The sequence below is a fragment of the Azospirillum terrae genome (assembly GCF_053470425.1).
This window is the reverse complement of the sequence record NZ_JBPXMR010000003.1, coordinates 441917-462503: the sequence shown is the minus strand read 5'-3', so window position 1 is coordinate 462503 and position 20587 is coordinate 441917. Positions and strand designations below refer to the sequence as shown.

Below are 20587 nucleotides of genomic sequence, written 5' to 3'. Positions count from 1 at the left end.
GCTCACACCCCCGCGTAGAGTCGGCCGGGGTTCAACAGGCGTTTGGGGTCGAAGCTCTCCTTGACGCGCGCGGCCAGCGCGGCCAGGGGCTCGGGTTGCGGGTGGTAGACGGGCACGGAGGCGCGCACATCGTCCGGGGCGCGGATCAGCGTGGCGTGGCCGCCGATGCCGTCCAGCGACTCGCGTATGTCGGTGTCGGTGGGTTCTGCGGCAACCCACAAAAGGCCGCCGGCCCAGTCGAAATAGATGTCCGCCTCAGTCAGCGCGCGGATCGCGGCGGCGACGCGCGGGCCCCCGGAGGGGGGGACGGAGAGTTTCCAGATGAGGCGGTCGGCCGGCTGGGCAAAGTACGCCACGTCGCGGATTTCCCGCCACAGCGCCAGCGAGCCGTCGCGCTCCAGCACGGCGTCGGCGCCCAGTTCGTCCTTCAGCGCGGCGACGCGCGCCGCCACGGACGGGCCGAAGCCCTCCAGGCGAATCGCCGTCACCGACGCCCCCACCCCCGCCACCACACCCGACCGCGCCGCCACGGAGGCCGGCAGGTGCGCGGCGCCCGATACCTCGTGCGGGCTCTGCATCGCCAGGGTCAGCGCACGCACCGCCTGCGCGTCGTCGCGGCCGGCGAGGATCAGCGTGCGCACGTCCTCCGGCGCCGGGAGCACCTTCAGCGTCACCTCGGTCATCGCCGTCAGCGTGCCCATGGAACCGGCCATCAGCTTGGGCATGTCGTAGCCGGTGACGTTCTTCACCACCTTGCCGCCGCCCTTGTAGACCTCGCCGCGCCCCGACACGCCCTCGATGCCGAGGAAATGGTCGCGCGCCGAACCGGCCTGGATGCGCCTGGGGCCGGTCAGTCCGGCCGCCAGCATGCCGCCCACCGTGCCGCCGCCGGGGGGCAGGCCGTACAGCGGCCCAAGGTCCTGCGGCTCGAAGGCGAAGTGCTGACGCCGTTCGGCCAGCATGGGCAGGACTTCGGCCAGGGGGGTACCGGCCTTGACGGTCAGCACCAGCTCGTCCGGCTCGTACGCCACCACGCCCGTGATCGCGGAGAGGTCGAGCGCGTAGCCGGCCTGCACCGGGCGGCCCAGGGCGCGCTTGCTGGCGGTGCCCAGCACCTCCATGGGTTCGGCGTTGGACAGCGCCCACTGCACCGTGTCGGCGAGTTGCTGGGCGGTGTCCGGCTTGAACGTGGTGATCGCCATGAACGCCCCTCAGAATCGCGGAATGTCGGGGAACGGCAGCTTGCCGCTGGAAATGTGCATGCGGCCCAGCTCGGCGCAGCGATGCAGTTCGGGGAACACCTTGCCGGGGTTCAGCAGGCCGTCCGGGTCGAAGGCGCACTTCACGCGCTGCTGCTGCTTGAGGTCGGCGTCGTTGAACTGGTGGGTCATCAGGTCGCGCTTCTCCACACCGACGCCGTGCTCGCCGGTCAGCACGCCGCCGACATCGACGCACAGGCGCAGGATGTCGTTGCCGAACTCCTCGGCGCGCTCCAGTTCGCCGGGGTTGTTGGCGTCGTAGAGGATCAGCGGGTGCAGGTTGCCGTCACCGGCGTGGAAGACGTTGGCGACTCGCAGCCCGTGCTTTTCCGACAGCTCGCGCATGCGCTGGAGCACCCGCGGCAGCATCTTGCGCGGGATCGTGCCGTCCATGCAGTAATAGTCGGGGCTGATGCGGCCCACCGCCGGGAAGGCCGCCTTGCGGCCGGCCCAGAACACCAGCCGCTCCTCCTCGCTGTTGGAGATGCGGGCGTAGACCGCGCCCTTGTCCTTGGCGATGCCTTCCACGAGGCCGATGAGGTGGTCCACCTCGGCCGCCGGGCCGTCCAGCTCGACGATCAGCAGCGCTTCGACGTCGAGGGGGTAGTTGGCGTGGACAAAGTCCTCGGCCGCGTGGATGGCCGGCTTGTCCATCATCTCCATGCCGCCGGGGATGATGCCGGCGGCGATGATCGCGGCGACGCAGTCGCCGGCCTGCTCGTTGGTGGGGAAGCCCAGCAGCACGGCGCGCGCGGTGGCCGGGCGCTTGAGAATGCGCACGGTCACCTCGGTGACCACGCCCAGCAAGCCTTCCGAGCCGGTGACGATGCCCATCAGGTCGTAGCCGCCGGCCTCCAGATGCTTGCCGCCAAGGCGGACGATGGAGCCGTCCATCAGCACCATCTCGACGCCCAGGACGTTGTTGGTGGTCAGCCCGTATTTGAGGCAGTGCACGCCGCCGGAGTTCTCGGCGATGTTGCCGCCGATGGTGCAGGCGATCTGGCTGGACGGGTCGGGCGCGTAATAGAAGCCCTTGTGCGCCACCGCGTTGGAGATGCCGAGGTTGGTCACGCCGGGCTGCACCGTGACGCAGCGGTTGTCGTAGTCGATGTCCAGGATGCGGTTGAACTTGCCCATGCCGAGCAGGACACCGTCCGCCAGCGGCAAGGCACCACCGGACAGCGAAGTGCCGGCGCCGCGCGGCACGATCTTGACGCCCATCTCCTTGCAGGCCGCGAGGACTCGCGAGACCTGGGCGGTGGTGCTGGGGAGGACGACGACGAGCGGCGGCTGGCGGTAGGCGGTGAGGCCGTCGCACTCGTAGGCGCGCAGCTCCTCCTCATCGACGATGACGCCTTCGCCTGGGACGATGGCGCGCAGGCGCTCGACGATCTCGCGGCGACGGGACACGATTCCCGCGTCCGGCGTGGGCATCTTCATGCCGGCATCCCTCCCCTTTGCGTTCGCCTTATCAGAGCTTTGCGGCCCAGGGCGTTTCAGCAAGGGGTAACACCGGCAAAAGCGGCTCGGCAAGAGGGGATGCGGCAAAACGCAAAGCCGCGCCGAATGAACGGCGCGGCCCAAACACGCTCTGCTGTGTCGCGGCCGGTTGTCGCCGGCCGGCGACCGGTATCAGCCCTGGCGGGCCTTGAAGCGCGGGTTCGTCTTGTTGATGACGTAGACGCGGCCCTTGCGGCGGATGACGCGGCAAGCCTTGTGGCGGGTCTTCATCGACTTGAGCGAGTTCACGATCTTCATGATACGAATTCCTGGTACGTGGTCAGCGGCGTGTTCACAGGGCGCGGACCATAGTGCGGCGGTTTCGGCCTGTCAACCGGAAGGAACGGCCTTCAGGAGGCAAAAACCGAGGAAATGCGCCGTCCCGATTCGGGTTTCGCCGCTGAATGCCTGTCCCGTCAGATCCGAATCGGGGGCAACATTCACACGGATTGCACGGATTTGAACACGGATTACACGGATTTTTTTGATGCTTGCGGCGCACGGGTCATCCCGAAGGCCGTTGCTGTGCACGAATAAGAAAAATCCGTGTAATCCGTGTCTAAATCCCCAAAATCCGTGTGAATTCTTGCCCGCGACTCCACGCCCTCCGGGCAGGCAACCCGTCCCCTACTCCGCCGGCTTCAGCGCGTAGAAGCGGTAGCAGCGCAGGCCAGAGTTCAGGGCGGTGACGCGGCGTGCCCACAGCTCGATCTCATCCATCACCGCCACCTTGGTGTCGTGGGCCAGGGCGTACTGCTCCAGGTACTGGGTGAAGCCCTGCAACGCGGTGAGGATCAGGTGCCGGTGGGTGTCGGTGATGTCTTCGTTGATGCGCAGGTCGAGGTTGCGCTGGGCGAAGGCGTTCTGCATCTGCTCCAGCGACCAGAGGTTCGGCTCCAGCGGCTCCTTGTCGGCCCAGGCGGCCACCGCCGCGCGATTCGCCGTGGGGCCGAGGATGTAGTCGGTGAGCAGCAGGTGGCCGCGCGGCTTCAGCGCCACCTCGATCGCGTCGAACAGCTGGTCCTTGTCGCGGACGGTGAACAGCCCTTCCTTGTAGACGATGCCGTCCACGCGCTTGGGATAGCTGAAGTGCTCGGGGTCGTAGCGCTCTATGGGCGCCCGCTTGTCCAGCCCGGCCATGTGGGAGCGCTCCATCCCCTCCTTGGCGAGCAGCGGCGAGGCTTCCAGCCCAGTGACCCAGCAGCCGAACTGTTGCGCCATGGTGCGGCTGGCGCCGCCCAGCCCGGCCGACAGGTCGAGCGCGCTCATGGCCGGGTTGAGGCCCATGGGCTTCACCAGATAGGCGATGTGCTCGGCTCCGCCCGGCGTGCTGAAGCCGTTGCCCCACAGCCGCTCGGCCACCTCGATTCGGGTGGCGTTCCACAGCGGCTTGTTCCAGCGGTTGTGGCCGACCTCGGGCGCCTTGCCCTTGCCTTGCTGCGCCGGGGCGGAGTCGCCGGCCGCATCCTCCTCGCCCTTGCGGCGCTTGAGGCCGGACAGGTCATAGCCTTCCCACCACGCGTGCAGGCGGGTCTTCAGATTGACGGGCGGGGCGTCAGCGGAGTCGGGCTTGTCGGTCATCGCACCGCGCGCCAGTGCGCTGGGCCAGGGGTTGACGGCATGATGTCCTAATGTACCGCAACGCTACCGGTTGCCGCCAATCAATTGTCGTTCCATCAGTTTTCGTCGCGGGCCGGGCCGATTCCCGGAGCCGAGGCGACGCGCGTCCCGCCGGAGCGCAGCACCGCCTGACAGGCGGCCGGCAGGCGCGGGTTGCGCGGATGCGCCCTCTCCGGCGGGGTGTCCTGCACCGGCACCGCCTTGCGGAGCCACGATTGCAGATCGCCGCCGCAGCCGTCGCCGTCCGGCAGTTCGCGCTGCTGCTCGCACTGCGGGCTGCCGGGCGGGCAGCTCAGGCGGATGTGCATGTGGCCGTCGTGGCCGTGCCAGGGGCGCAGCTTGCCCAGCCAGTCGCGGCTTTTCCAATCCTTGACGCACAGCGCCAGCTTGATGGCGGGGCTGACGAAGATGCGGGCGACGCGCGGATCGGTGGCGGCGATGCGGATCATCTCCGCCTGCTTGCTCGACCAATCGCCGGTGACGCTGGGGCCGTCGTAGTCGACGTACTTGATCTCCTCAAGGTGCTCGCGCGCGTTGCGGCCCATGGGCGGCAGGTCGAGGCGCAGCCAGACGTCGGCGTCCAGGCCGATCTGGTGGCTGGCGTGGCCGAAGCTCATCGGCCCGCCGCGCGCCTGCCCCATGTCGGCGATCAGCGCCGTGCCGAGCCCGGCCGTCGCCACCTTCGCGCCGAAGCCCTTGAGGAAATCGACCAGCGCGGGGTGGCCGTAGTTGCGGTGCCGCGACAGGCGGATCACCTGATAGCCGGTGCCCTCCCCCGGCAGCGCCACGGCGCCGGACACGCAGCCCGCCGCGTAGCCGCCGATGGCCTGCGCCGGCCCCCGCGCCGGCGCGTCGGCGCGGCTCCAGGCGATGGGATCGACGCCGGTGGGCGCGTGCTTGCGGGACTTGCGCTGTTTGGCATCCGCGTCCGTGGCCATGAGCGTGAGCGCACACGCCGCCACCAGCAGTCCCCCGAGCATCCGCCGCATCGCACCGACCCCCGCCGATCCACGTTGAACGCGATGGGTCGATTCAAACTTAACACCCGTTAACGAAACGTAGCGCCCGCGGGGGGCGAGCTCATTTGTCTCAGGGGCTAATCGAGCGTCTGGCGGTAGCGCTTCAGCGCGATCACGGTGACCACCACCAGGAAGGCGGTGAGCGGCCACAATTCGCCGAGGATGTCGGTGAAGCCGTTGCCCTTCAGCAGAATGCCGCGGACGATGCGCAGGAAGTGGGTCAGCGGCAGCACCTCGCCGATGGTCTGCGCCCAGTCCGGCATGCCGCGGAACGGGAACATGAAACCGGACAGCAGCATCGACGGCAGAAAGAAGAAGAACGACATCTGCATGGCCTGCAACTGGTTCTTCGCCACCGTCGAGAAGGTGAAGCCCACCGCCAGATTGGCGGCGATGAACAGGATCATCACCGTGGACAGCAAGAACAGGCTGCCGACGATGGGCACGCCGAACAGCACGCGCGCCGACAGCACGATGATGACCACCTGCACGTAGCCGACGCCGATGTAGGGCAGGATCTTGCCCAGCATCACCTCGAACGGGCGGACCGGCATGGCGAGCAGGTTTTCCATGGTTCCGCGCTCGCGCTCGCGGGTGACGGCGAGCGCGGTCATCATCACCATGGTCATGGTGAGGATCGTTCCCATCAGCCCCGGCACCACGTTGTACTGGGTGATGCCCTCCGGGTTGTAGCGGCGGTGGATGCGCAGTTCGATCGGGTCGGGCGTGGAGCGCAGCGTCACCAGCGGCCCGGTCAGATCACGGTCGAGCGCCGAGCGGGCGATCTGCGTCAGGCTGTTGAGCGCGTTCGACGTCGCCGCGGGGTCGGTGGCGTCGGCCTCCACCAAAAGCACCGGGCGAGTGCCCCGTTGCAGGTCGCGGGCGAAGCCGGCGGGGACGGTGACGGCGAACTGCACGCGCCCCTCGGTCAGCAGCTCATTCAGCTCGGCTTCGGTGCGGGCGGTGCGGATCATCTCGAAGTAGCCGGAATTGACCATGGCGGCCACCAGCGTGCGGGCGAACGGGCTGTCGTCGGCGGCCAGCACCGCCGCCGGCAGGCGCTTGGGATCGGAGTTGATGGCGAAGCCGAACAGGATGAGCTGCATGATCGGGATGGCGACCATCATGGCGAAGGTCAGCCGGTCCCGGCGCATCTGAATGAACTCCTTCACCATCACCGCCACGAAGCGGCGGGGGGAAAAGCGGTTGCCAGTCATCGGAAATTGTCCGTGCTCTGGTTCATCAGGTGGATGAAGACATCCTCCAGCGTCGGCTCCACCGCGGCGACGTGGATACCGGGGGTGTGCGTCCAGGGCTCCAGCGTCGTTTGAACCGCGGCGGCGTCGGTGCCGCTGACGTGCAGGCGGGTGCCGAAGACGGCGACCATTTCGATTCCGGGCTTGCCCTCCAGATCCCGCGCCACGTCGGCGAGGTTGGGGCCGGAAATCGCCCCCGAAATCGCCCAGGTGCGCAGGTTGGAACCGGCGATCACCTCCTCCACCGTGCCGCGGGCCATCAGCTTGCCGTAGGCGATGTAGGCGATGCGGTGGCAGCGCTCGGCCTCGTCCATATAATGGGTGCTGACCAGCACGGTCAGGCCGGCGTGCGCCAGCTCGTGGATCTCGTCCCAGAACTCGCGCCGCGCCTTGGGATCGACGCCGGCCGTCGGCTCGTCGAGCAGCAGCAGCTTGGGCTCGTGCAGGATGCAGGCGGCCAGCGCCACGCGCTGCTTCCAGCCGCCGGACAGCTCGCCGGCCAGCTGGTCGCGGCGGTTGGTGAGGCCAAGGCGGTCGAGCGCCTCGCGCACCCGGCGCCTGCGCTCGGGCAGGCCGTACATGCGGGCGACGAAGTCCAGGTTCTCGGCGATGCTCAGATCCTCCCAGAAGCTGAACTTCTGGGTCATGTAGCCGACCTGGCGCTTGATGGCGGCGCTCTGGGTGCGGATGTCCAGGCCGAGGCAGGTCCCCTCCCCCGCATCGGCGGTGAGCAGCCCGCAGAGCATGCGGATCGTCGTCGTCTTGCCCGAGCCGTTCGGCCCCAGGAAGCCGTAGATCTCGCCGCGCGGCACCTGGATCGAAAAGCCGTCCACCACGGTCTTGGTGCCGAACCGCTTGACCAAGCCGCGCACGTCGATGGCCAAGTCGGTTTCGGTCATGGCCCCAACTCCACATCCACCGGCAGGCCCGGATTGAGGCTGGCGCCGTCCTCGGGCTTGGCTTCGATGCGGAAGACCAGCTTTTCGCGGCTGCCGATGCTGTAGATGACCGGCGGCGTGTACTCGGCGCGCGACGCGACGAAGCTGACCCGCGCCGTCAGCCCGGCCGGGCAGCCGTCGCAGCGCAGGGACACCCGGTCGCCGGGGTGCACGCCGGCCATCAGCGGCTCCGGCACGAAGGCGATCACCTTGACCCGCCCCGGCGGCAGCAGCGACACCACCGGCGAGCCGGCCGGCACCCATTCGCCGGGGTTGTAGAGCGTGTCGTCCACCCGCGCATCGACCGGCGCCGCGGGCGCCATCTCGGACAAACGCCGGTCCTGCTGGGCCAGCGCCGCCTCGGCCATCGCCACGGCGTCGCGCGCCGCCTGGATCTGGTCGGGGCGCGCCGGCAGCCGGCTGACCGCCAGTTGCGCCGTCAGTTCGGCCAGCCGCCCACGGTCGCGCTCGAAGGCGCTGCGCGCCGCCTGGAGCTTTTCCGGCGAGCTGACGCGCGCCTGCACCAGATCCTCCTGGCGCTTCAGATCGGCCTCGCTGTAGCGCAGGCTGGCCTCGGCCTGATCCCGCTGGGCGGCGACCACCGCCAGCTCCTCCGGCCGCTTGCCGGTCAGCAGGTCGGTCAGCAGCGAACGCGCCTGCGCCAGCCCCGCCGCCAGCCGCGCCCGCTCGGCCTTCGCCGCCATGAGGTCCAGGGCGAACAACGGCTCGCCCGCCTTCACCACCTGCCCGCGCGTCACCGAAAGCGTCTCCAGCGTGGCGGCGATGGGCGCGGCGACGCGCAGGTACTCGCCCTCCACATAGCCCTGCACCCGGTGCCCGGACGAACCCGACGCAAGCCCCAGGGTGACGGCCAGCGCCGCCAGGGTGTCGCCGATCCAGCTCATGGCTCGCCTCCGGGGTCCAGAGCACGCTTCAGATGGTCGAGGTGCTCGGCGATCAGCCCGGCCACATCGAGCGGTTTGCCCTCCACCGGCTCGAACGAGGAACGCCACAGCGCGACCATCAGCATCGGCGCGATGATCAGCCGCACGGTGTGGTCCACGTTCACCGGGCGGAACTCGCCGCGGGCGATGCCGCGCTCCAGCACCGCGCCCAGCACGCGGAAGCCGCGGCCGATCACCTCATCGTAGTAGAAGCGGGCGAGGTCGGGGAAGTTGCCGGCCTCGGCGATCATCAGCTTGGGGATGCCGCCGACCTTGGAGGCCATCACCCGGCCGGCGATCCCCTCCAGCATCTGGCGGAGGATCTCCATGGACGGGCCGGGGAAGCCGCCGAGCAGGCGTTCCGCCATCTCCAGGTTCGGCACGATGGCCGAGCGGATCACCGCCTTGAACAGCTCTTCCTTGTTCGGGAAGTACAGGTACAGCGTGCCTTTGCTGACCCCGGCGCGGGCGGCGATCTCCTCCAGCCGGGTCGCGGCGTAGCCACGCTCGGCGAAGATATCGAGGGCGGCGTCGACGATCTCCTGCGGGCGGGCCTCCTTGCGGCGGCGCCAGCGCGGCGGCTGCGGAGTACCGGAATCGGGAACGGACTCGTCGGCCATGGGCGGCCCCATAGATAACTGACCAGTCAGTTATTAACACGAACGGGGTGGAATCGCCAAGCGCTTCCGCATCACCACGCCAATGTGCACAAGGAGGCGGCAAACAGCCCCCGGCGCAGGCAACGCCATGCCGGAACCGCATGGCCGGAGCTTGGAAGTCGCGCAAATCGCGCTGGCTGGGCCCCGGCATCGTGTTTGCATATGCGAAACCGGGTAGTCAGAGGATGTCGGGCATGTCCGCGCGTCACGCCACGTCGAACCTGGAACTGCTGGCGATCTACGAGGTGAGCAAGATCCTGGGGTCGTCCCTGGATTTGCAGCAGACGCTGCGTGAAGTGCTCCGCCTGTTGTCCTATCAGCTCCAGATGCACCGCGGCCGGATTTACCTGCTGGGCGACGACAGCGTCATGCGTTTGGTCGCCGTCAACGGCCAGTCCGTCGATCAGGCCGATCAGGTGGAGTTCCGCGAGGGTGAAGGCATCATCGGCCGCATCCTGAAGACCGCCATGCCCGCGGTGGTGCCCAACCTTGCCGAGGAGCCGCTGTTCCTCAACCGCACCGGCGGGCGCGAGGATATGGACGAGCAGGTGGCTTCGCTGGTCGGCGTGCCGATCAAGGCGGCCGGCAACGTCATCGGCGTGCTGACCATCGACCGCATCAGCGACGACGGGCCGACGACGCATTTCGGCACCGACGTGCGCTTCCTGACCATGGTGGCGAACCTGATCGGCCAGACCGTGCGGCTGCACCGCACGGTGGCCGAGGAACGCCGCTTCATGATGCGCGAGACGTTCCGCGCGCAGAAGGAACTGCGCACCGCGCAGCCGATCTCCGACGTTGTGTGCTCCAGCGCCCCGATGACCGAGGTGCTGGCCCAGGTGCACCGGGTGGCGCCGTTCAAGTCCACCGTGCTGATCCGCGGCGAGAGCGGCACCGGCAAGGAGCTGATCGCCCGCGCCATCCACAACCTCAGCCCGCGCAAGGACGGCGCCTTCATCCGGGTGAACTGCGCGGCGCTGCCGGAAACGCTGCTGGAATCCGAGCTGTTCGGGCATGAGAAAGGCGCCTTCACCGGCGCCCAGAAGGACCACAAGGGCCGCTTCGAGCTGGCGGCCGGCGGCACGCTGTTCCTCGACGAAATCGGCGACATCTCGCCCAACTTCCAAGGCAAGCTGCTGCGCGTGCTGCAGGAGCAGGAGTTCGAGCGCGTCGGCGGGTCGAAGACCATCAAGACCGACGTGCGGCTGATCTGCGCCACCAACCTGAACCTGGAAGAGGCGGTCGGGCACGGCAAGTTCCGCGCCGACCTGTACTTCCGCATCAACGTGGTCAGCATCTTCCTGCCGCCGCTACGCGAGCGGCGCGACGACATCGCCGCGCTGGCCAAGCACTTCGTCGCCAAGTTCAACAAGGACAACGGCCTGACCCTGGCGCTGGCGGCCGATGCGCAGGACGTGCTGAACCGCTGCCCGTGGCCCGGCAACGTGCGCGAACTGGAAAACTGCATCGAGCGCGCCGCCACGCAGTGCCGCGACGGCGCCATCCGCGGAGCGGACCTGTCGTGCAGCATGAACCTGTGCAACTCGTCGATCCTGTTCCAGTACAGCACCATGGGCGCCGCCGTCGGCGGCCTCGCCCCGGCCACCGCGGCGCACGCGGCGGCGACGGCCGGAGCCGCTTCGGCGTCCGGTCCAGCGGTGGCGAAGCCGCCGGCGTTGCCGGTGCTGCCGCCGATCCTGCCCTCGACCATTTCCGCAACGCCTTCGGGCTGCTCGACCTGCACGAACGCTCCGGGACCGGCCGGCGTGCTGGCGGCGGCCAGTGCGCCGGAGCCGGTTGACGGCGGCGACGAGACCTTACTGGACGAGCCGGAGTCGGGCAGCTTGCGCGACCGCCTGATGTGGGCGATGGAGCGCACCGGCTGGGTCCAGGCCAAGGCGGCACGCCTACTGGGCATGACGACGCGTCAGGTGAGCTACGCCCTGCGCAAGTACAACATCGAGATCAAACGCTTCTGAGGTTCCCCACCACTGCGGCAGTATGTCCGCAGCGGCGTGGTTGCCCGTTCCGGCCGCACCATCTTAGACTCGTTCCGGACCATCGCCTGGATACGAAGGAGGACGGGGCAATGTTGCAACGGCATGACCTGGAAGGCGAATTTCCCGAGCACCGCGGCAAGCTGGAATCGATCCGCGCCGCCGACGAGCGTTTCCGCACGCTGGAACACGAGTATGCCGGACTCGACAAGGAAATCCTGACGGCCGAGGAGAACGGCATCCCGCTCACCGACGAGCATTTCACAGCGCTGAAGCGGCGCCGGCTGGCGCTGAAGGAGCAGTTGGAGTCCCTGCTGAAGGCGTGGCAGCCCGCCTGACCGGCCATCATCCCCATGGGCATCCACCCCTAGGCCGGCGGGCCGGTTCCGTGGTATGCAGCCTGACTGGCATGCCCGCCCGAGCCCGACCGGCCCACGTATGGAAACACCCCTCGCCATCCTGTTCGTGGACATCGCGGATTCCACGCAACTCTATGAGCGGATCGGCAACGTCGAGGCCGCCGCCCTGACGCAGAAGATGCTGCGTCACCTGCGCATGGTGATCGAGAGCAACCACGGGCAGGTCATCAAAATGCTGGGCGACGGCCTGCTCGGCGCCTTCCCGGCCGCCGAGGAGGCGGGCTGGGCCGCCATCACCATGATCGACAGTCAGGCGGTGTTCCGCCTGCAACTGCGAGTCGGCCTGCACTATGGCCCGGTGGTGCAGCGCACCGACGATCTGTACGGCGACGCCTGCAACGTCTGCGCCCGCGTCGAGGCGCTGGCCAAGCCCGGCGAGATCCTCGCCACCGAAGACTTCACGCTGCTGCTGTCCGAACGGCTGAAGCGGCGCACCAAGCCGCTCAACAACATCTCGGTCAAGGGCAAGTCGGCGCCGCTGCACATCCACCAGCTCTGCACCACCGAGGTCGCCGACCAGCCGATGGACAGCATGACGGTGGCGGCCATCTCGCTGCCGGACTTCCAGGCGCCGAGCCGGCTGACGCTGCACGTCGCCTACAAGGGCGCGGTCCACACGCTGGACGCCGCGCACCCGCGACTGAGCGTCGGGCGCGAGGAAACCAGCGCGCTGCGCATCCTGTCGCGCCGGACCTCGCGCCAGCACGCGGTGATCGACTTCAGCCGCGAGAGCTTCATCATCACCGACCAGTCCACCAACGGCACCTTCATCCGCAGCGGCCGCTCGCTGCCGGTGGCGCTGAAGCGCGATTCGACCAAGCTGGTCGGCACCGGCCTGATCGGCTTCGGCGCCGAACCCGACGATGCCGAGCAGGACCACGTGGCGGCGTTCCGCTGCGAGCTGGCCTGAGGCCGGCTCAGCGCCGCCAGAACGGTTTGCCGCTTTCCCGCATCGCGTCCGCCCGCGTCAACCCGACATCGCGCAGCAGGCCGGGACCAAGCGCCGCCAACGCGCGCCGCTGACGCCGGCGCTGCGCCCAGGCGGACAGCATCGCCACCGCTGCCGTGATCCAAGGCGGGGCCGCGGCGGTTCGGATGGTCTGCGGCTGGGATGAGGGGCGGTGGGTTGCGGGCATGGCGTTCTCCGTGGCAACTGGACAAACCTTGCCAACGCCCAACCCATAAGGCAAATTTGGAGTTCTTTCGCGTCCCATAAGCGTTTCTTTGATTCAGGCCCATGCGCAGCCTCAATCCCGACCAGCTCCACACCTTCCTGTCGGTCGTCGAACTCGGCAGCTTTTCAGCGGCGGCGCGGCACCTCAACCTGACGCAGCCGGCAATCAGCCTGCAAATCCGCGAGCTGGAGGGGCGTCTGGGCGTGACGCTGCTCGAACGCGTCGGACGGCGGACCACGCCGACCACAGCGGGGGAGACGCTGGTCGTCCATGCCCGGCGCATCGGCGCCGAGATCGACGCCGCGTTGGAAGCGTTGCGCCGCCATCGCGACGGCACACTTGGCCGCGTGCGGCTGGGATCGGGCGCGTCGATCGCCACCTACCTGCTGCCCGGCGTGCTCAAGCGGTTGCGGGACCGGTGCCCGGATCTCGACGTCACCGTTGCCGTCGGCACTGCCGAGGACATCGCACGCCGCCTGCTCGCCAACGATTTCGACTTGGCCGTGGTCATCTTGCCGGTGGACAGCCGCGGGCTGGAGGTGGAGCCGCTGCGCCAGGAAAACGCGGTGGCCGTCTTCCCGGCCGGCACGGCCCTGCCCGACGCGATCACCCCCAACGACATGGCACGTTTCCCGCTCATCCTCGACGAGCGGCGCAGCCGTCTCGCCACGCTGACGGCGGCGTGGTTCGAGGCCGGCGGCGTCACGCCGAAGCCGGTCATGGAACTCGGCAGCTTTGCGGCGATCCGCTCGATGGTCGCGGCGGGCATGGGCGCCTCCATCGTCATGCCGAACACCGTCGCCGACATCGCCGACCGCGTGGTGACCCGGCCGCTGGACCCGCCGCTGGTGTTGCGGTTCGCCATCATCCAGCGGCAGGGCCAGCCGGACGACCCGGCGCTGGAACACACCCGTGCGGCGTTGCGCAGCCTCGCGAACGCCTGACCCGACGCCCGACCCAACACCCGACACAGTGTCGTGTCCCTGACACCGGCACGTCTTTGTCGCATTGCCGACACGCGTCGGAATCAGGCAAGCCGTTGATTCAGCGCAATCTTCCAATGTGGCCCGCTCCTTGCTTTTACCCAGGCGTCCGACAAGGACCGCTGGAACGAGGAGCTGGTCATGAGCAACGTGGTTTCGCTGGACGGCATCCTGGGGGTGGGCGAGCTGAAGGCCGCGCCGGTTGCGTCGGGCTCGGGCTGCGCCTCATCCTCGTGCGGCTCCTCCGATGGGCCGGGCGACCTGCCGGCCGAGGTGTGGGAGAAGGTCAAGAACCATCCCTGCTACAGCGAAGAGGCTCACCATTACTTCGCACGCATGCACGTCGCCGTGGCGCCGGCCTGCAACATCCAGTGCAACTACTGCAACCGCAAGTACGATTGCTCGAACGAGAGCCGCCCCGGCGTCGTCTCGGAGAAGCTGACTCCCGAGCAGGCGGTGAAGAAGGTGCTGGCGGTCGCGCAGGAGATCCCGCAGCTCTCGGTGATCGGCATCGCCGGTCCCGGCGACAGCCTCGCGGCCGGCGGCAAGAACACCTTCAAGACCTTCGAGGCGCTGGCCAAGCTGGCTCCGGACCTGAAGCTCTGCCTGTCGACCAACGGCCTGGCGCTGCCGGATTACGTCGACACCATCAAGAATTTCAACGTCGACCACGTGACGATCACCATCAACATGATCGATCCCGAGATCGGCGAGCGGATCTACCCGTGGATCTTCCACGACCACCGCCGCTGGACCGGCCGCGACGCCGCCAAGATCCTGCACGAGCGCCAGATGCTCGGCCTGGAGATGCTGACCTCGGCCGGCATCCTGGTGAAGATCAACTCGGTGATGATCCCCGGCATCAACGACGAGCACCTCAAGGAGGTGAACGTCCAGGTCAAGAAGCGCGGCGCCTTCCTGCACAACATCATGCCGCTGATCTCCGACCCGGCGCACGGCACGCACTTCGGCCTCATCGGCCAGCGAGGCCCCACCGCGCAGGAGCTGAAAGCGATCCAGGACGAGTGCGAGGGCGGCGCCAAGCTGATGCGCCACTGCCGCCAGTGCCGCGCCGATGCGGTCGGCCTGCTGGGCGAGGACCGCGGCGAGGAGTTCACCACCGACAGGATCGAGTCGATGACCGTGACCGTCGACGACGAGGCGCGCCGCGCCTACCGCGAGCACGTCGAGGCCGAGCGCGCCGAGCGCCACGCCTCCAAGGCCGCCGCCCGCGAAGACGTGGCGGAAAGTGTGGATGCCGGCGTGGCGCCGATCCTCATCGCCGTCGCCACCAAGGGCGGCGAGCGCATCAACGAGCACTTCGGCCACGCCACCGAGTTCCAGATCTACGAAGCCGGCCCGATGGGCGCCAAGTTCGTCGGCCACCGTCGCGTCGACACCTACTGCGAAGGCGGTGCGGGCGACGAGGACGCGCTGGAGACGGTCATGAAGGCCATCGCCGACTGCACCGCGGTGTTCGTCGCCAAGATCGGCGGCTGCCCCAAGGACAAGCTGACGGCGGCGGGCATCGACCCGGTGGACCGCTTCGCTTTCGAATACATCGAGGAATCGGCATTGACCTACTTCAAGGCGCACGCCGAGCGCGTGGTGCAAGGTACGGCGCAGTTCCGTACCGGCCGCGACGCCGTTATCCGCCCGGCAATGCGCGCCTGAGTTTTTTCTTACAAACCGACCCGACCAAACAGAGGAGTCCCGATCATGGCTTACAAGATCAAGGGTGCCGATTGCACCGCCTGCGGCGCTTGCGAGGCCGAGTGCCCGAACAACGCCATCAGCTTCAAGAAGGGCACCTACGTGATCGACCCGGCCAACTGCACCGAGTGCGAAGGCAAGTTCAGCAGCCAGCAGTGCGCCGCGGTCTGCCCGGCCGACTGCTGCGTGCCGGCCTGACCCTCCCGCCTCCGGCCCTTCCGCAGCCGCGGAAGGGCCGGGGGACACGATCCAACCCCGACCCGGGGACGTCCATGCTGGCGGAGCTGGATGAAACGTGGCTGGCGCGCCGTTACTACGGCGGCGACCTGCCTGCCGAAGCGGAGCGGTGCCTGCATCTCGCAGCCGCGCACTTCGCCGATGCCGCGACGGCCGAGGGTTTCCTCGCGCACGCCGCCGCCGTCGCTCCCGGTCACCGGCTGGTCGATCTCGGCCTCTACAAGTTCCATTTCTACAAGGCCAATCTGGCCGAAGCGCTGGAGTACGCCCAGCGCATGGTCGTCCACGCGCTGGCCGGCCTCGGGCTGAACAGCCCGGACTGGCGCGACGTCACCCCGGCCGCCGCCGACTTCGACTCGCTGGAACCGCCGCCCCGCTTCTTCCTATTCGCGCTCACCGCCGTCGGCTATCTGCAACTGCGCCTGCGCCTCTTCGACGAGGCGCGCGAATCCCTGGGCAAGGTGAAGGCGCTCGACACCGCCGGCCGCATGGCCGCCGAGCGCCTGCTCGACCTCGTGGACCGGATTGGTCAGAGCGAGGAGGACGAGGAATGAGCGACGACGGTCTCGACGCCGCCTTCGACTGGCTCGGCCGCCCGGTGGAGTGCGCCGCCTGCCCGTTCCATGATTTGCTCAGCCAGGGCCGCTGCGAGCCGCTGCGCGCCTGCGTGCAGGACCGCTACGCCAAGCGCATCCAGCGCTTCTTCGAGTGGAACCCGGACAGCGCGGCCGAGCACCTTGACCACCCCTATTTCGAGGTCCGTGCCATCGCCGTGCGCGTGGCGCCGATCTTCCTGATCACCCGGCTGATGGACGACCCGGACGAGACGGTGCGTACCAGCGTGGCGCGCCGCCTGCCCCGCCGGCTGCTGCTGCGCCTGCGCAACGATCCCGACCGCGAGGTGCGCATCGCCGTCGCCTCGCGGCTGGAGGAGGCCGACCTCGCCCCGATGATGCGCGACGCCGACTATGGCGTTCGCCTGCGCGTCGCCCGGCGCGTGCCGGAGGGCATGCTGCCCGCCATGATGCACGACGAGGATTCCGAGGTCCGGCTGGAGGTGGCTCGCCGCGTCGGCCTGGAGTGGCTGATGAGCATGGCCTGGGACGACAGCGCCCGCGTGCGCATCGTCGTCGCCCAGCGGCTCGCCCCGGAGAAGCTGGCTGCCCTGGCGCGCGACACGGACTGGTGCGTGCGCTACGCGGTCGCCAGCCGCATCCACCCCGACTATCTGGAGCCACTGACCCACGACCCTGTGGACGAGGTGCGCACCGCCGCGCTGGAACGCCTGGGGTCCACGGTTTCCCCCCTGCCCACGGCCAAAGACCGAGGTGAGCCATGACCACCGTTTTGCGTTCCTCCTCCCGCCGTTGCGCCGACGATGTGGTCGAGCTGATCCATCCCCCCGCCTTCGAGTTGGGCGACAAGGTCCGGGTTCTGAACGACGTGCGCAACGACGGCACCTACCCCGGCCGCCCGGTCGGCGAGGTGCTGATCAAGGCCGGCGACATCGGCTACGTGCAGTCGGTCGGGACGTACCTTCAGGTCTATTACATCTACGGCATCGACTTCTTCGAGCGGCGCATGATCGTCGGCATGCGCGCCAAGGAGCTGGAGCTGATCGATGGTTCCTGCAACGCCCCGCAATGATCGGAGCCTCCCCCATGAGCGACGTCGCCGAGAAGAAGCCTGCCTTCATACCGCCGCGCGAGCCGATCTTCGACTGGGGCATGCGCATCACCGCGGCCGTGGACCTGTTCAACGACGGCAGCCACCCGCACGCCCCGGAAGGCGCCCTGTTGGCGCCCATGGGGACGCCGGGCGAGATCGTCCGCGTCGGCCATGCCGGCGAGCCGCCGGTGCCGGTCTATCTGGTGGAGTTCCCCGGCAGCGTGCTGGTCGGCTGCCTGGAAGAGGAACTGGCGCCAACCCACGCCACCCGGCTGCCGCAACCGGGGGTGATGGGCTGATGGCCTACCTGGACCACAACGCCACCACGCCGCTGGCGCCCGAAGCGCTGGACGCCATGCTGCCCTTCCTGGGCGCGCATTTCGCCAACCCGTCCAGCCCGCACGCCGCGGGCATGGCGGCGCGGCAGGCGGTGGGCGAGGCGCGGGGCGCGGTGGCCGGGCTGATCGGCGCCAAGGCGGCGGAAATCATCTTCACCGCCAGCGCCACCGAGGCCAACCATTTGGCGATCCTCGGCACGCTGGGCGCGCTCGCCGAAACCGCCCCGGCGCGCCGCCACGTGGTGACCACGGCGGTCGAGCACCCGGCCACGCTCATGCTGTTCGCCGATCTGGAGCGGCAGGGCTGGCGGGTCAGCGTGCTGCCGGTGGACGGCGCCGGGCGGATCTCGCTGAACGACCTGCGCGCGGTGGTGGACGGCACGACGGCGCTGGTCTCCATGATGTGGGCCAACAACGAGACCGGCGTGCTGATGCCGGTGGCGTCGGCCGCCGACATCGCCCAGGCGCGCGGCGCCCTGTTCCACACCGACGCCGTGCAGGCCGCCGGCCGCACGCCGGTGGATGTGGACATGGCCAATGTCGATTTGCTGACACTGTCGGCGCACAAGCTGCACGGCCCCAAGGGGATCGGCGCCCTGTACGTCCGCAAGGGCACGCCGCTGGCGCCGCTGCTGCACGGCCATCAGGAACGCGGGCGGCGCGGCGGCACCGAGAACGTACCGGCCATCGTCGGCTTCGGTGTCGCGGCGCTGCTGGCGCAACGCGCGCTGACCGCCTGCGCCGGGGCCGAGATGGCGATCCTGCGCAACACGCTGGAGCGCGGCATCCTCGAACGCTGGCCGGGCAGCCGGGTCAACGGCGGGGCGGCCGAGCGGCTGCCCAACACCTCCAACATCCGCTTCGCCGACCCGCACGGCCGGCCGATGGACGGCGAGGAACTGCTGATGCGGCTGGACCGCGCCGGCATCCAGGTGTCCATGGGCGCCGCCTGCGCCACGGGCGGCAACAAGCCCAGCCACGTGCTCACATCCATGGGGCTGTCGGCCGCGGAGGCGGCGGCGTCCCTGCGCTTTTCCCTGGGCCGCGACACCGGCATGGCGGAGGTGGAGGCGGCGCTGGACGCGCTGCTGCCGCTGCTCGCCCGCGTGGCGGCCTGACAGACACGAACAACAAAAACGAACACGAACAGGAGAGTTTCATGAAGGTGATGATCCGCAAGGTCGGCGAGCAGTACACGATCTACGTCGCCAAGAAGGACCTGGAGGAGCCGATCGTCGCCATGGAGAAGCCGACCCTGTGGGGCGGCTGGGCGAAGATCGCCAATGGCTGGACGCTGGAGCTGCCGGAAATGCCGGCGGACACCCGGCTGCCGATCACCATCGAAGCCAAGAAACTGAGCGCGGAGTGACGGCCATGGCCCTGTCGGCGGAGCGGATCGAGAACGTCGTCGCCCTTGCCAGCGGGCATTTCGCCGCCGGCGAGACGGTCAGCGCGGTGGTGCAGGCGGTCAAGGCGGCGCATCCCGGCCTGACCGTCACCGGCACCTTCGCCTCCATCATGACCGATGAGCCGTACCGCGAGGAGGAGCGCTTCGACCTCTTCCTGGTGGACGGTTCCGGCCATTGCTGGACCATCACCGGCAGCCCGGACGCTGCCACCGGTCTCGTCATCGCCGAACGCGACGAGGAGTGACCATGCCGGACACCGTGCCTGACACTGGCCCCGATACCGAAGACGAGCTGAGCTACATCCCCCTCGTCGATCCCGATATCTCGGAGGCCGAGGTGGCGGTGCTCAGCCGCGTGCTGACCGCCGGTCCGCTGAACGACGGCCGCATGACCGAGGCGTTCGAGCGGGCCTTCGCCGCCTTCGTCGGCCGGGCGCACGCGGTGGCGGTGTCCAGCGGCACCACGGCGCTGCTGCTGGCGCTGAAGGCGCAGGGCATCGGGCCGGGGGACGAGGTGCTGTGCTCCCCCTACGGCTGGCATCAGGTGCAGCAGGCGGTGGCGCTGTCCGGCGCCACGCCGGTGCTGGTGGACATCGACTATTGGCAGCACACGCTGAACCCCGAGAAGGCGGCGGCCAAGGTGACCGCGGCCACCAAGGCCATCGTCGCCGGCAACGTCAACGGCCACCCGGCGCATTGGGACGAGCTGCAAGCCCTGGCCGAGAGCCGCGGGTTGCTGCTGATCGAGGATTCCAGCGAGGCCATCGGCTCCACCTACAAGGGGCGGCCGGTCGGCAGCTTCGGCGTCTGCTCCATCTTCGACTTCTCCGAGCCCGGCGTGCTGCTGGCCGGCGGCGGCGGGATGGTGGTGACCGACGACAGCGGCTTGGCGCACGAGCTGCGCTACCTGCGCCAGCGCGAGGCCGAGCACCGCTACACCATCGGCATCACCCGCCGCCTGCCGTGGCAGGCGGGGATGAGCAACCTCAACGCCGCGCTGGGGCTGGTGCAGCTGGAGCGCCTGCCGGAGATCCTGGAGCGCCGAAGCGCGGTGGTCCGCCTCTACGACGCCGCCATGGCGTCGTTCGAGGGCATCAAGCCGCCCTACAAGGGGCCGGGGGCGGAGATCGTGCACCCCATGCTGTACGCCGTGCATCTCGGCACGCGCTTCACCGCCAGCGGCCGCAAGGCGGTGCTGGAGGATCTGGACGGGCACGAAATCGACGCGTCGGATTACGGGCAGCCGCTGTATTCGCAGCAATACTACGTGGAGCGCGGCTACAACCGGTCCGACTGCCCGGTCTGCCAGAAGACGGCCGACCGCGCGCTGGCACTGCCGCTGCACCGCAACGTCACGCAGGACCAGATCGCCTTCATCGTCGAAACGCTGAAGGACGCCACGGTGAACACCGGGGCGGGTGCGGCGATTTACTGATTCCCCTCTCCCGCCCCGG

General features: G+C 68.9%; 24 protein-coding genes. 14 read left to right on the top strand and 10 right to left on the bottom strand.

The genetic code is table 11. From position 1 onward, the window contains the following. Positions 1-2: 2 nt before the first annotated feature. From glcE to ACSVDD_RS12095, 9 genes are all read right to left on the bottom strand, one after another. The gene (gene glcE / locus ACSVDD_RS12135; RefSeq protein WP_448189611.1) at positions 3-1202 is read right to left on the bottom strand and encodes a glycolate oxidase subunit GlcE; all 1200 of its coding nucleotides are present in this window, start codon (positions 1200-1202) and stop codon (positions 3-5) included. Positions 1203-1211: 9 nt separating this feature from the next. Continuing rightward, positions 1212-2699, bottom strand: coding sequence for an FAD-linked oxidase C-terminal domain-containing protein (locus tag ACSVDD_RS12130; protein WP_448189610.1), 1488 nt, complete (start codon positions 2697-2699; stop codon positions 1212-1214). Between the two features lie 192 nt (positions 2700-2891). After that, positions 2892-3017 (bottom strand): type B 50S ribosomal protein L36, encoded by a 126-nt coding sequence (gene ykgO, locus ACSVDD_RS12125; protein ID WP_448189609.1) that lies wholly within the window; start codon positions 3015-3017, stop codon positions 2892-2894. 369 nt (positions 3018-3386) lie between these two features. Further along, entirely contained in the window at positions 3387-4340 is a 954-nt protein-coding gene (locus ACSVDD_RS12120) for an SAM-dependent methyltransferase (protein ID WP_448189608.1), read from the bottom strand. A 95-nt stretch (positions 4341-4435) separates the two neighbouring features. Next, positions 4436-5359, bottom strand: a complete 924-nt coding sequence (gene mepA / locus ACSVDD_RS12115) for a penicillin-insensitive murein endopeptidase (RefSeq protein WP_448189607.1) — start codon at positions 5357-5359, stop codon at positions 4436-4438. A 116-nt stretch (positions 5360-5475) separates the two neighbouring features. Further along, on the bottom strand, positions 5476-6615 hold the full coding sequence (locus ACSVDD_RS12110; RefSeq protein WP_448189606.1) for an ABC transporter permease: 1140 nt from the start codon (positions 6613-6615) through the stop codon (positions 5476-5478). Then, positions 6612-7553 (bottom strand): ABC transporter ATP-binding protein, encoded by a 942-nt coding sequence (locus ACSVDD_RS12105; protein ID WP_448189605.1) that lies wholly within the window; start codon positions 7551-7553, stop codon positions 6612-6614. The genes ACSVDD_RS12110 and ACSVDD_RS12105 overlap by 4 nt, the downstream gene beginning before the upstream one ends. After that, positions 7550-8497, bottom strand: a complete 948-nt coding sequence (locus ACSVDD_RS12100; RefSeq protein WP_448189604.1) for an HlyD family secretion protein — start codon at positions 8495-8497, stop codon at positions 7550-7552. Before ACSVDD_RS12100 ends, ACSVDD_RS12105 begins: the two co-directional genes overlap by 4 nt. Then, positions 8494-9156 carry a TetR/AcrR family transcriptional regulator gene (locus ACSVDD_RS12095; protein ID WP_448189603.1) on the bottom strand — a complete coding sequence of 221 codons (663 nt, stop codon included), beginning with the start codon at positions 9154-9156 and terminating at the stop codon, positions 8494-8496. The genes ACSVDD_RS12100 and ACSVDD_RS12095 overlap by 4 nt, the downstream gene beginning before the upstream one ends. Before the next feature lie 233 nt (positions 9157-9389). On the opposite strand from ACSVDD_RS12095, the gene nifA reads away from it, so the two are divergent. The 3 genes from nifA to ACSVDD_RS12080 all read left to right on the top strand — a co-directional run bounded on the left by nifA (position 9390) and on the right by ACSVDD_RS12080 (position 12521). Continuing rightward, positions 9390-11174, top strand: a complete 1785-nt coding sequence (nifA, locus tag ACSVDD_RS12090; RefSeq protein ID WP_448189602.1) for a nif-specific transcriptional activator NifA — start codon at positions 9390-9392, stop codon at positions 11172-11174. 110 nt (positions 11175-11284) lie between these two features. Next, positions 11285-11530, top strand: a complete 246-nt coding sequence (locus ACSVDD_RS12085) for an HP1242/YdcH family protein (RefSeq protein ID WP_448189601.1) — start codon at positions 11285-11287, stop codon at positions 11528-11530. A 100-nt stretch (positions 11531-11630) separates the two neighbouring features. After that, complete coding sequence (locus tag ACSVDD_RS12080) at positions 11631-12521, top strand: adenylate/guanylate cyclase domain-containing protein (RefSeq protein WP_448189600.1); 891 nt, start codon at positions 11631-11633, stop codon at positions 12519-12521. 7 nt (positions 12522-12528) lie between these two features. On the opposite strand, the gene ACSVDD_RS12075 is transcribed toward ACSVDD_RS12080, so the two are convergent. Next, the gene (locus ACSVDD_RS12075; RefSeq protein ID WP_448189599.1) at positions 12529-12747 is read right to left on the bottom strand and encodes a YjiS-like domain-containing protein; all 219 of its coding nucleotides are present in this window, start codon (positions 12745-12747) and stop codon (positions 12529-12531) included. A 101-nt stretch (positions 12748-12848) separates the two neighbouring features. On the opposite strand from ACSVDD_RS12075, the gene ACSVDD_RS12070 reads away from it, so the two are divergent. The 11 genes from ACSVDD_RS12070 (at position 12849) to ACSVDD_RS12020 (ending at position 20568) form a co-directional block, all read left to right on the top strand. After that, a complete protein-coding gene (locus ACSVDD_RS12070; protein WP_448189598.1) occupies positions 12849-13730 on the top strand; it encodes a LysR family transcriptional regulator in 882 nt (293 codons plus the stop codon). Positions 13731-13910: 180 nt separating this feature from the next. Then, on the top strand, positions 13911-15443 hold the full coding sequence (nifB, locus tag ACSVDD_RS12065; protein WP_448189597.1) for a nitrogenase cofactor biosynthesis protein NifB: 1533 nt from the start codon (positions 13911-13913) through the stop codon (positions 15441-15443). Between the two features lie 45 nt (positions 15444-15488). Then, on the top strand, positions 15489-15680 hold the full coding sequence (locus ACSVDD_RS12060; protein WP_448189596.1) for a 4Fe-4S dicluster domain-containing protein: 192 nt from the start codon (positions 15489-15491) through the stop codon (positions 15678-15680). 74 nt (positions 15681-15754) lie between these two features. Beyond that, positions 15755-16273 (top strand): hypothetical protein, encoded by a 519-nt coding sequence (locus ACSVDD_RS12055; protein ID WP_448189595.1) that lies wholly within the window; start codon positions 15755-15757, stop codon positions 16271-16273. Then, positions 16270-17058: a 4Fe4S-binding leucine-rich repeat protein gene (locus ACSVDD_RS12050; RefSeq protein WP_448189594.1), complete on the top strand. Its 789-nt coding sequence runs from the start codon at positions 16270-16272 to the stop codon at positions 17056-17058. Before ACSVDD_RS12055 ends, ACSVDD_RS12050 begins: the two co-directional genes overlap by 4 nt. After that, complete coding sequence (locus ACSVDD_RS12045; protein WP_448189593.1) at positions 17055-17366, top strand: nitrogen fixation protein NifZ; 312 nt, start codon at positions 17055-17057, stop codon at positions 17364-17366. Before ACSVDD_RS12050 ends, ACSVDD_RS12045 begins: the two co-directional genes overlap by 4 nt. Before the next feature lie 14 nt (positions 17367-17380). Continuing rightward, complete coding sequence (locus ACSVDD_RS12040) at positions 17381-17686, top strand: nitrogen fixation protein NifZ (protein WP_448189592.1); 306 nt, start codon at positions 17381-17383, stop codon at positions 17684-17686. Continuing rightward, on the top strand, positions 17686-18843 hold the full coding sequence (locus tag ACSVDD_RS12035) for a cysteine desulfurase family protein (RefSeq protein WP_448189591.1): 1158 nt from the start codon (positions 17686-17688) through the stop codon (positions 18841-18843). Before ACSVDD_RS12040 ends, ACSVDD_RS12035 begins: the two co-directional genes overlap by 1 nt. Positions 18844-18884: 41 nt before the next feature. Next, positions 18885-19094: a putative nitrogen fixation protein NifT gene (gene nifT / locus ACSVDD_RS12030; protein WP_448189590.1), complete on the top strand. Its 210-nt coding sequence runs from the start codon at positions 18885-18887 to the stop codon at positions 19092-19094. A gap of 5 nt (positions 19095-19099) precedes the next feature. Continuing rightward, the gene (locus ACSVDD_RS12025; protein ID WP_448189589.1) at positions 19100-19378 is read left to right on the top strand and encodes a hypothetical protein; all 279 of its coding nucleotides are present in this window, start codon (positions 19100-19102) and stop codon (positions 19376-19378) included. Positions 19379-19380: 2 nt separating this feature from the next. Then, positions 19381-20568, top strand: coding sequence for a DegT/DnrJ/EryC1/StrS family aminotransferase (locus ACSVDD_RS12020; RefSeq protein WP_448189588.1), 1188 nt, complete (start codon positions 19381-19383; stop codon positions 20566-20568). The last annotated feature ends 19 nt before the right edge of the window (positions 20569-20587 follow it).

Bases quoted from the DNA above. Each gene is read 5' to 3' on its own strand.
- glcE (WP_448189611.1), bottom strand. From the start codon at position 1,202: ATGGCGATCACCACGTTCAAGCCGGACACCGCCCAGCAACTCGCCGAC.
- ACSVDD_RS12130 (WP_448189610.1), bottom strand. From the start codon at position 2,699: ATGAAGATGCCCACGCCGGACGCGGGAATCGTGTCCCGTCGCCGCGAG.
- ykgO (WP_448189609.1), bottom strand. From the start codon at position 3,017: ATGAAGATCGTGAACTCGCTCAAGTCGATGAAGACCCGCCACAAGGCT.
- ACSVDD_RS12120 (WP_448189608.1), bottom strand. From the start codon at position 4,340: ATGACCGACAAGCCCGACTCCGCTGACGCCCCGCCCGTCAATCTGAAG.
- mepA (WP_448189607.1), bottom strand. From the start codon at position 5,359: ATGCTCGGGGGACTGCTGGTGGCGGCGTGTGCGCTCACGCTCATGGCC.
- ACSVDD_RS12110 (WP_448189606.1), bottom strand. From the start codon at position 6,615: ATGACTGGCAACCGCTTTTCCCCCCGCCGCTTCGTGGCGGTGATGGTG.
- ACSVDD_RS12105 (WP_448189605.1), bottom strand. From the start codon at position 7,553: ATGACCGAAACCGACTTGGCCATCGACGTGCGCGGCTTGGTCAAGCGG.
- ACSVDD_RS12100 (WP_448189604.1), bottom strand. From the start codon at position 8,497: ATGAGCTGGATCGGCGACACCCTGGCGGCGCTGGCCGTCACCCTGGGG.
- ACSVDD_RS12095 (WP_448189603.1), bottom strand. From the start codon at position 9,156: ATGGCCGACGAGTCCGTTCCCGATTCCGGTACTCCGCAGCCGCCGCGC.
- nifA (WP_448189602.1), top strand. From the start codon at position 9,390: ATGTCCGCGCGTCACGCCACGTCGAACCTGGAACTGCTGGCGATCTAC.
- ACSVDD_RS12085 (WP_448189601.1), top strand. From the start codon at position 11,285: ATGTTGCAACGGCATGACCTGGAAGGCGAATTTCCCGAGCACCGCGGC.
- ACSVDD_RS12080 (WP_448189600.1), top strand. From the start codon at position 11,631: ATGGAAACACCCCTCGCCATCCTGTTCGTGGACATCGCGGATTCCACG.
- ACSVDD_RS12075 (WP_448189599.1), bottom strand. From the start codon at position 12,747: ATGCCCGCAACCCACCGCCCCTCATCCCAGCCGCAGACCATCCGAACC.
- ACSVDD_RS12070 (WP_448189598.1), top strand. From the start codon at position 12,849: ATGCGCAGCCTCAATCCCGACCAGCTCCACACCTTCCTGTCGGTCGTC.
- nifB (WP_448189597.1), top strand. From the start codon at position 13,911: ATGAGCAACGTGGTTTCGCTGGACGGCATCCTGGGGGTGGGCGAGCTG.
- ACSVDD_RS12060 (WP_448189596.1), top strand. From the start codon at position 15,489: ATGGCTTACAAGATCAAGGGTGCCGATTGCACCGCCTGCGGCGCTTGC.
- ACSVDD_RS12055 (WP_448189595.1), top strand. From the start codon at position 15,755: ATGCTGGCGGAGCTGGATGAAACGTGGCTGGCGCGCCGTTACTACGGC.
- ACSVDD_RS12050 (WP_448189594.1), top strand. From the start codon at position 16,270: ATGAGCGACGACGGTCTCGACGCCGCCTTCGACTGGCTCGGCCGCCCG.
- ACSVDD_RS12045 (WP_448189593.1), top strand. From the start codon at position 17,055: ATGACCACCGTTTTGCGTTCCTCCTCCCGCCGTTGCGCCGACGATGTG.
- ACSVDD_RS12040 (WP_448189592.1), top strand. From the start codon at position 17,381: ATGAGCGACGTCGCCGAGAAGAAGCCTGCCTTCATACCGCCGCGCGAG.
- ACSVDD_RS12035 (WP_448189591.1), top strand. From the start codon at position 17,686: ATGGCCTACCTGGACCACAACGCCACCACGCCGCTGGCGCCCGAAGCG.
- nifT (WP_448189590.1), top strand. From the start codon at position 18,885: ATGAAGGTGATGATCCGCAAGGTCGGCGAGCAGTACACGATCTACGTC.
- ACSVDD_RS12025 (WP_448189589.1), top strand. From the start codon at position 19,100: ATGGCCCTGTCGGCGGAGCGGATCGAGAACGTCGTCGCCCTTGCCAGC.
- ACSVDD_RS12020 (WP_448189588.1), top strand. From the start codon at position 19,381: ATGCCGGACACCGTGCCTGACACTGGCCCCGATACCGAAGACGAGCTG.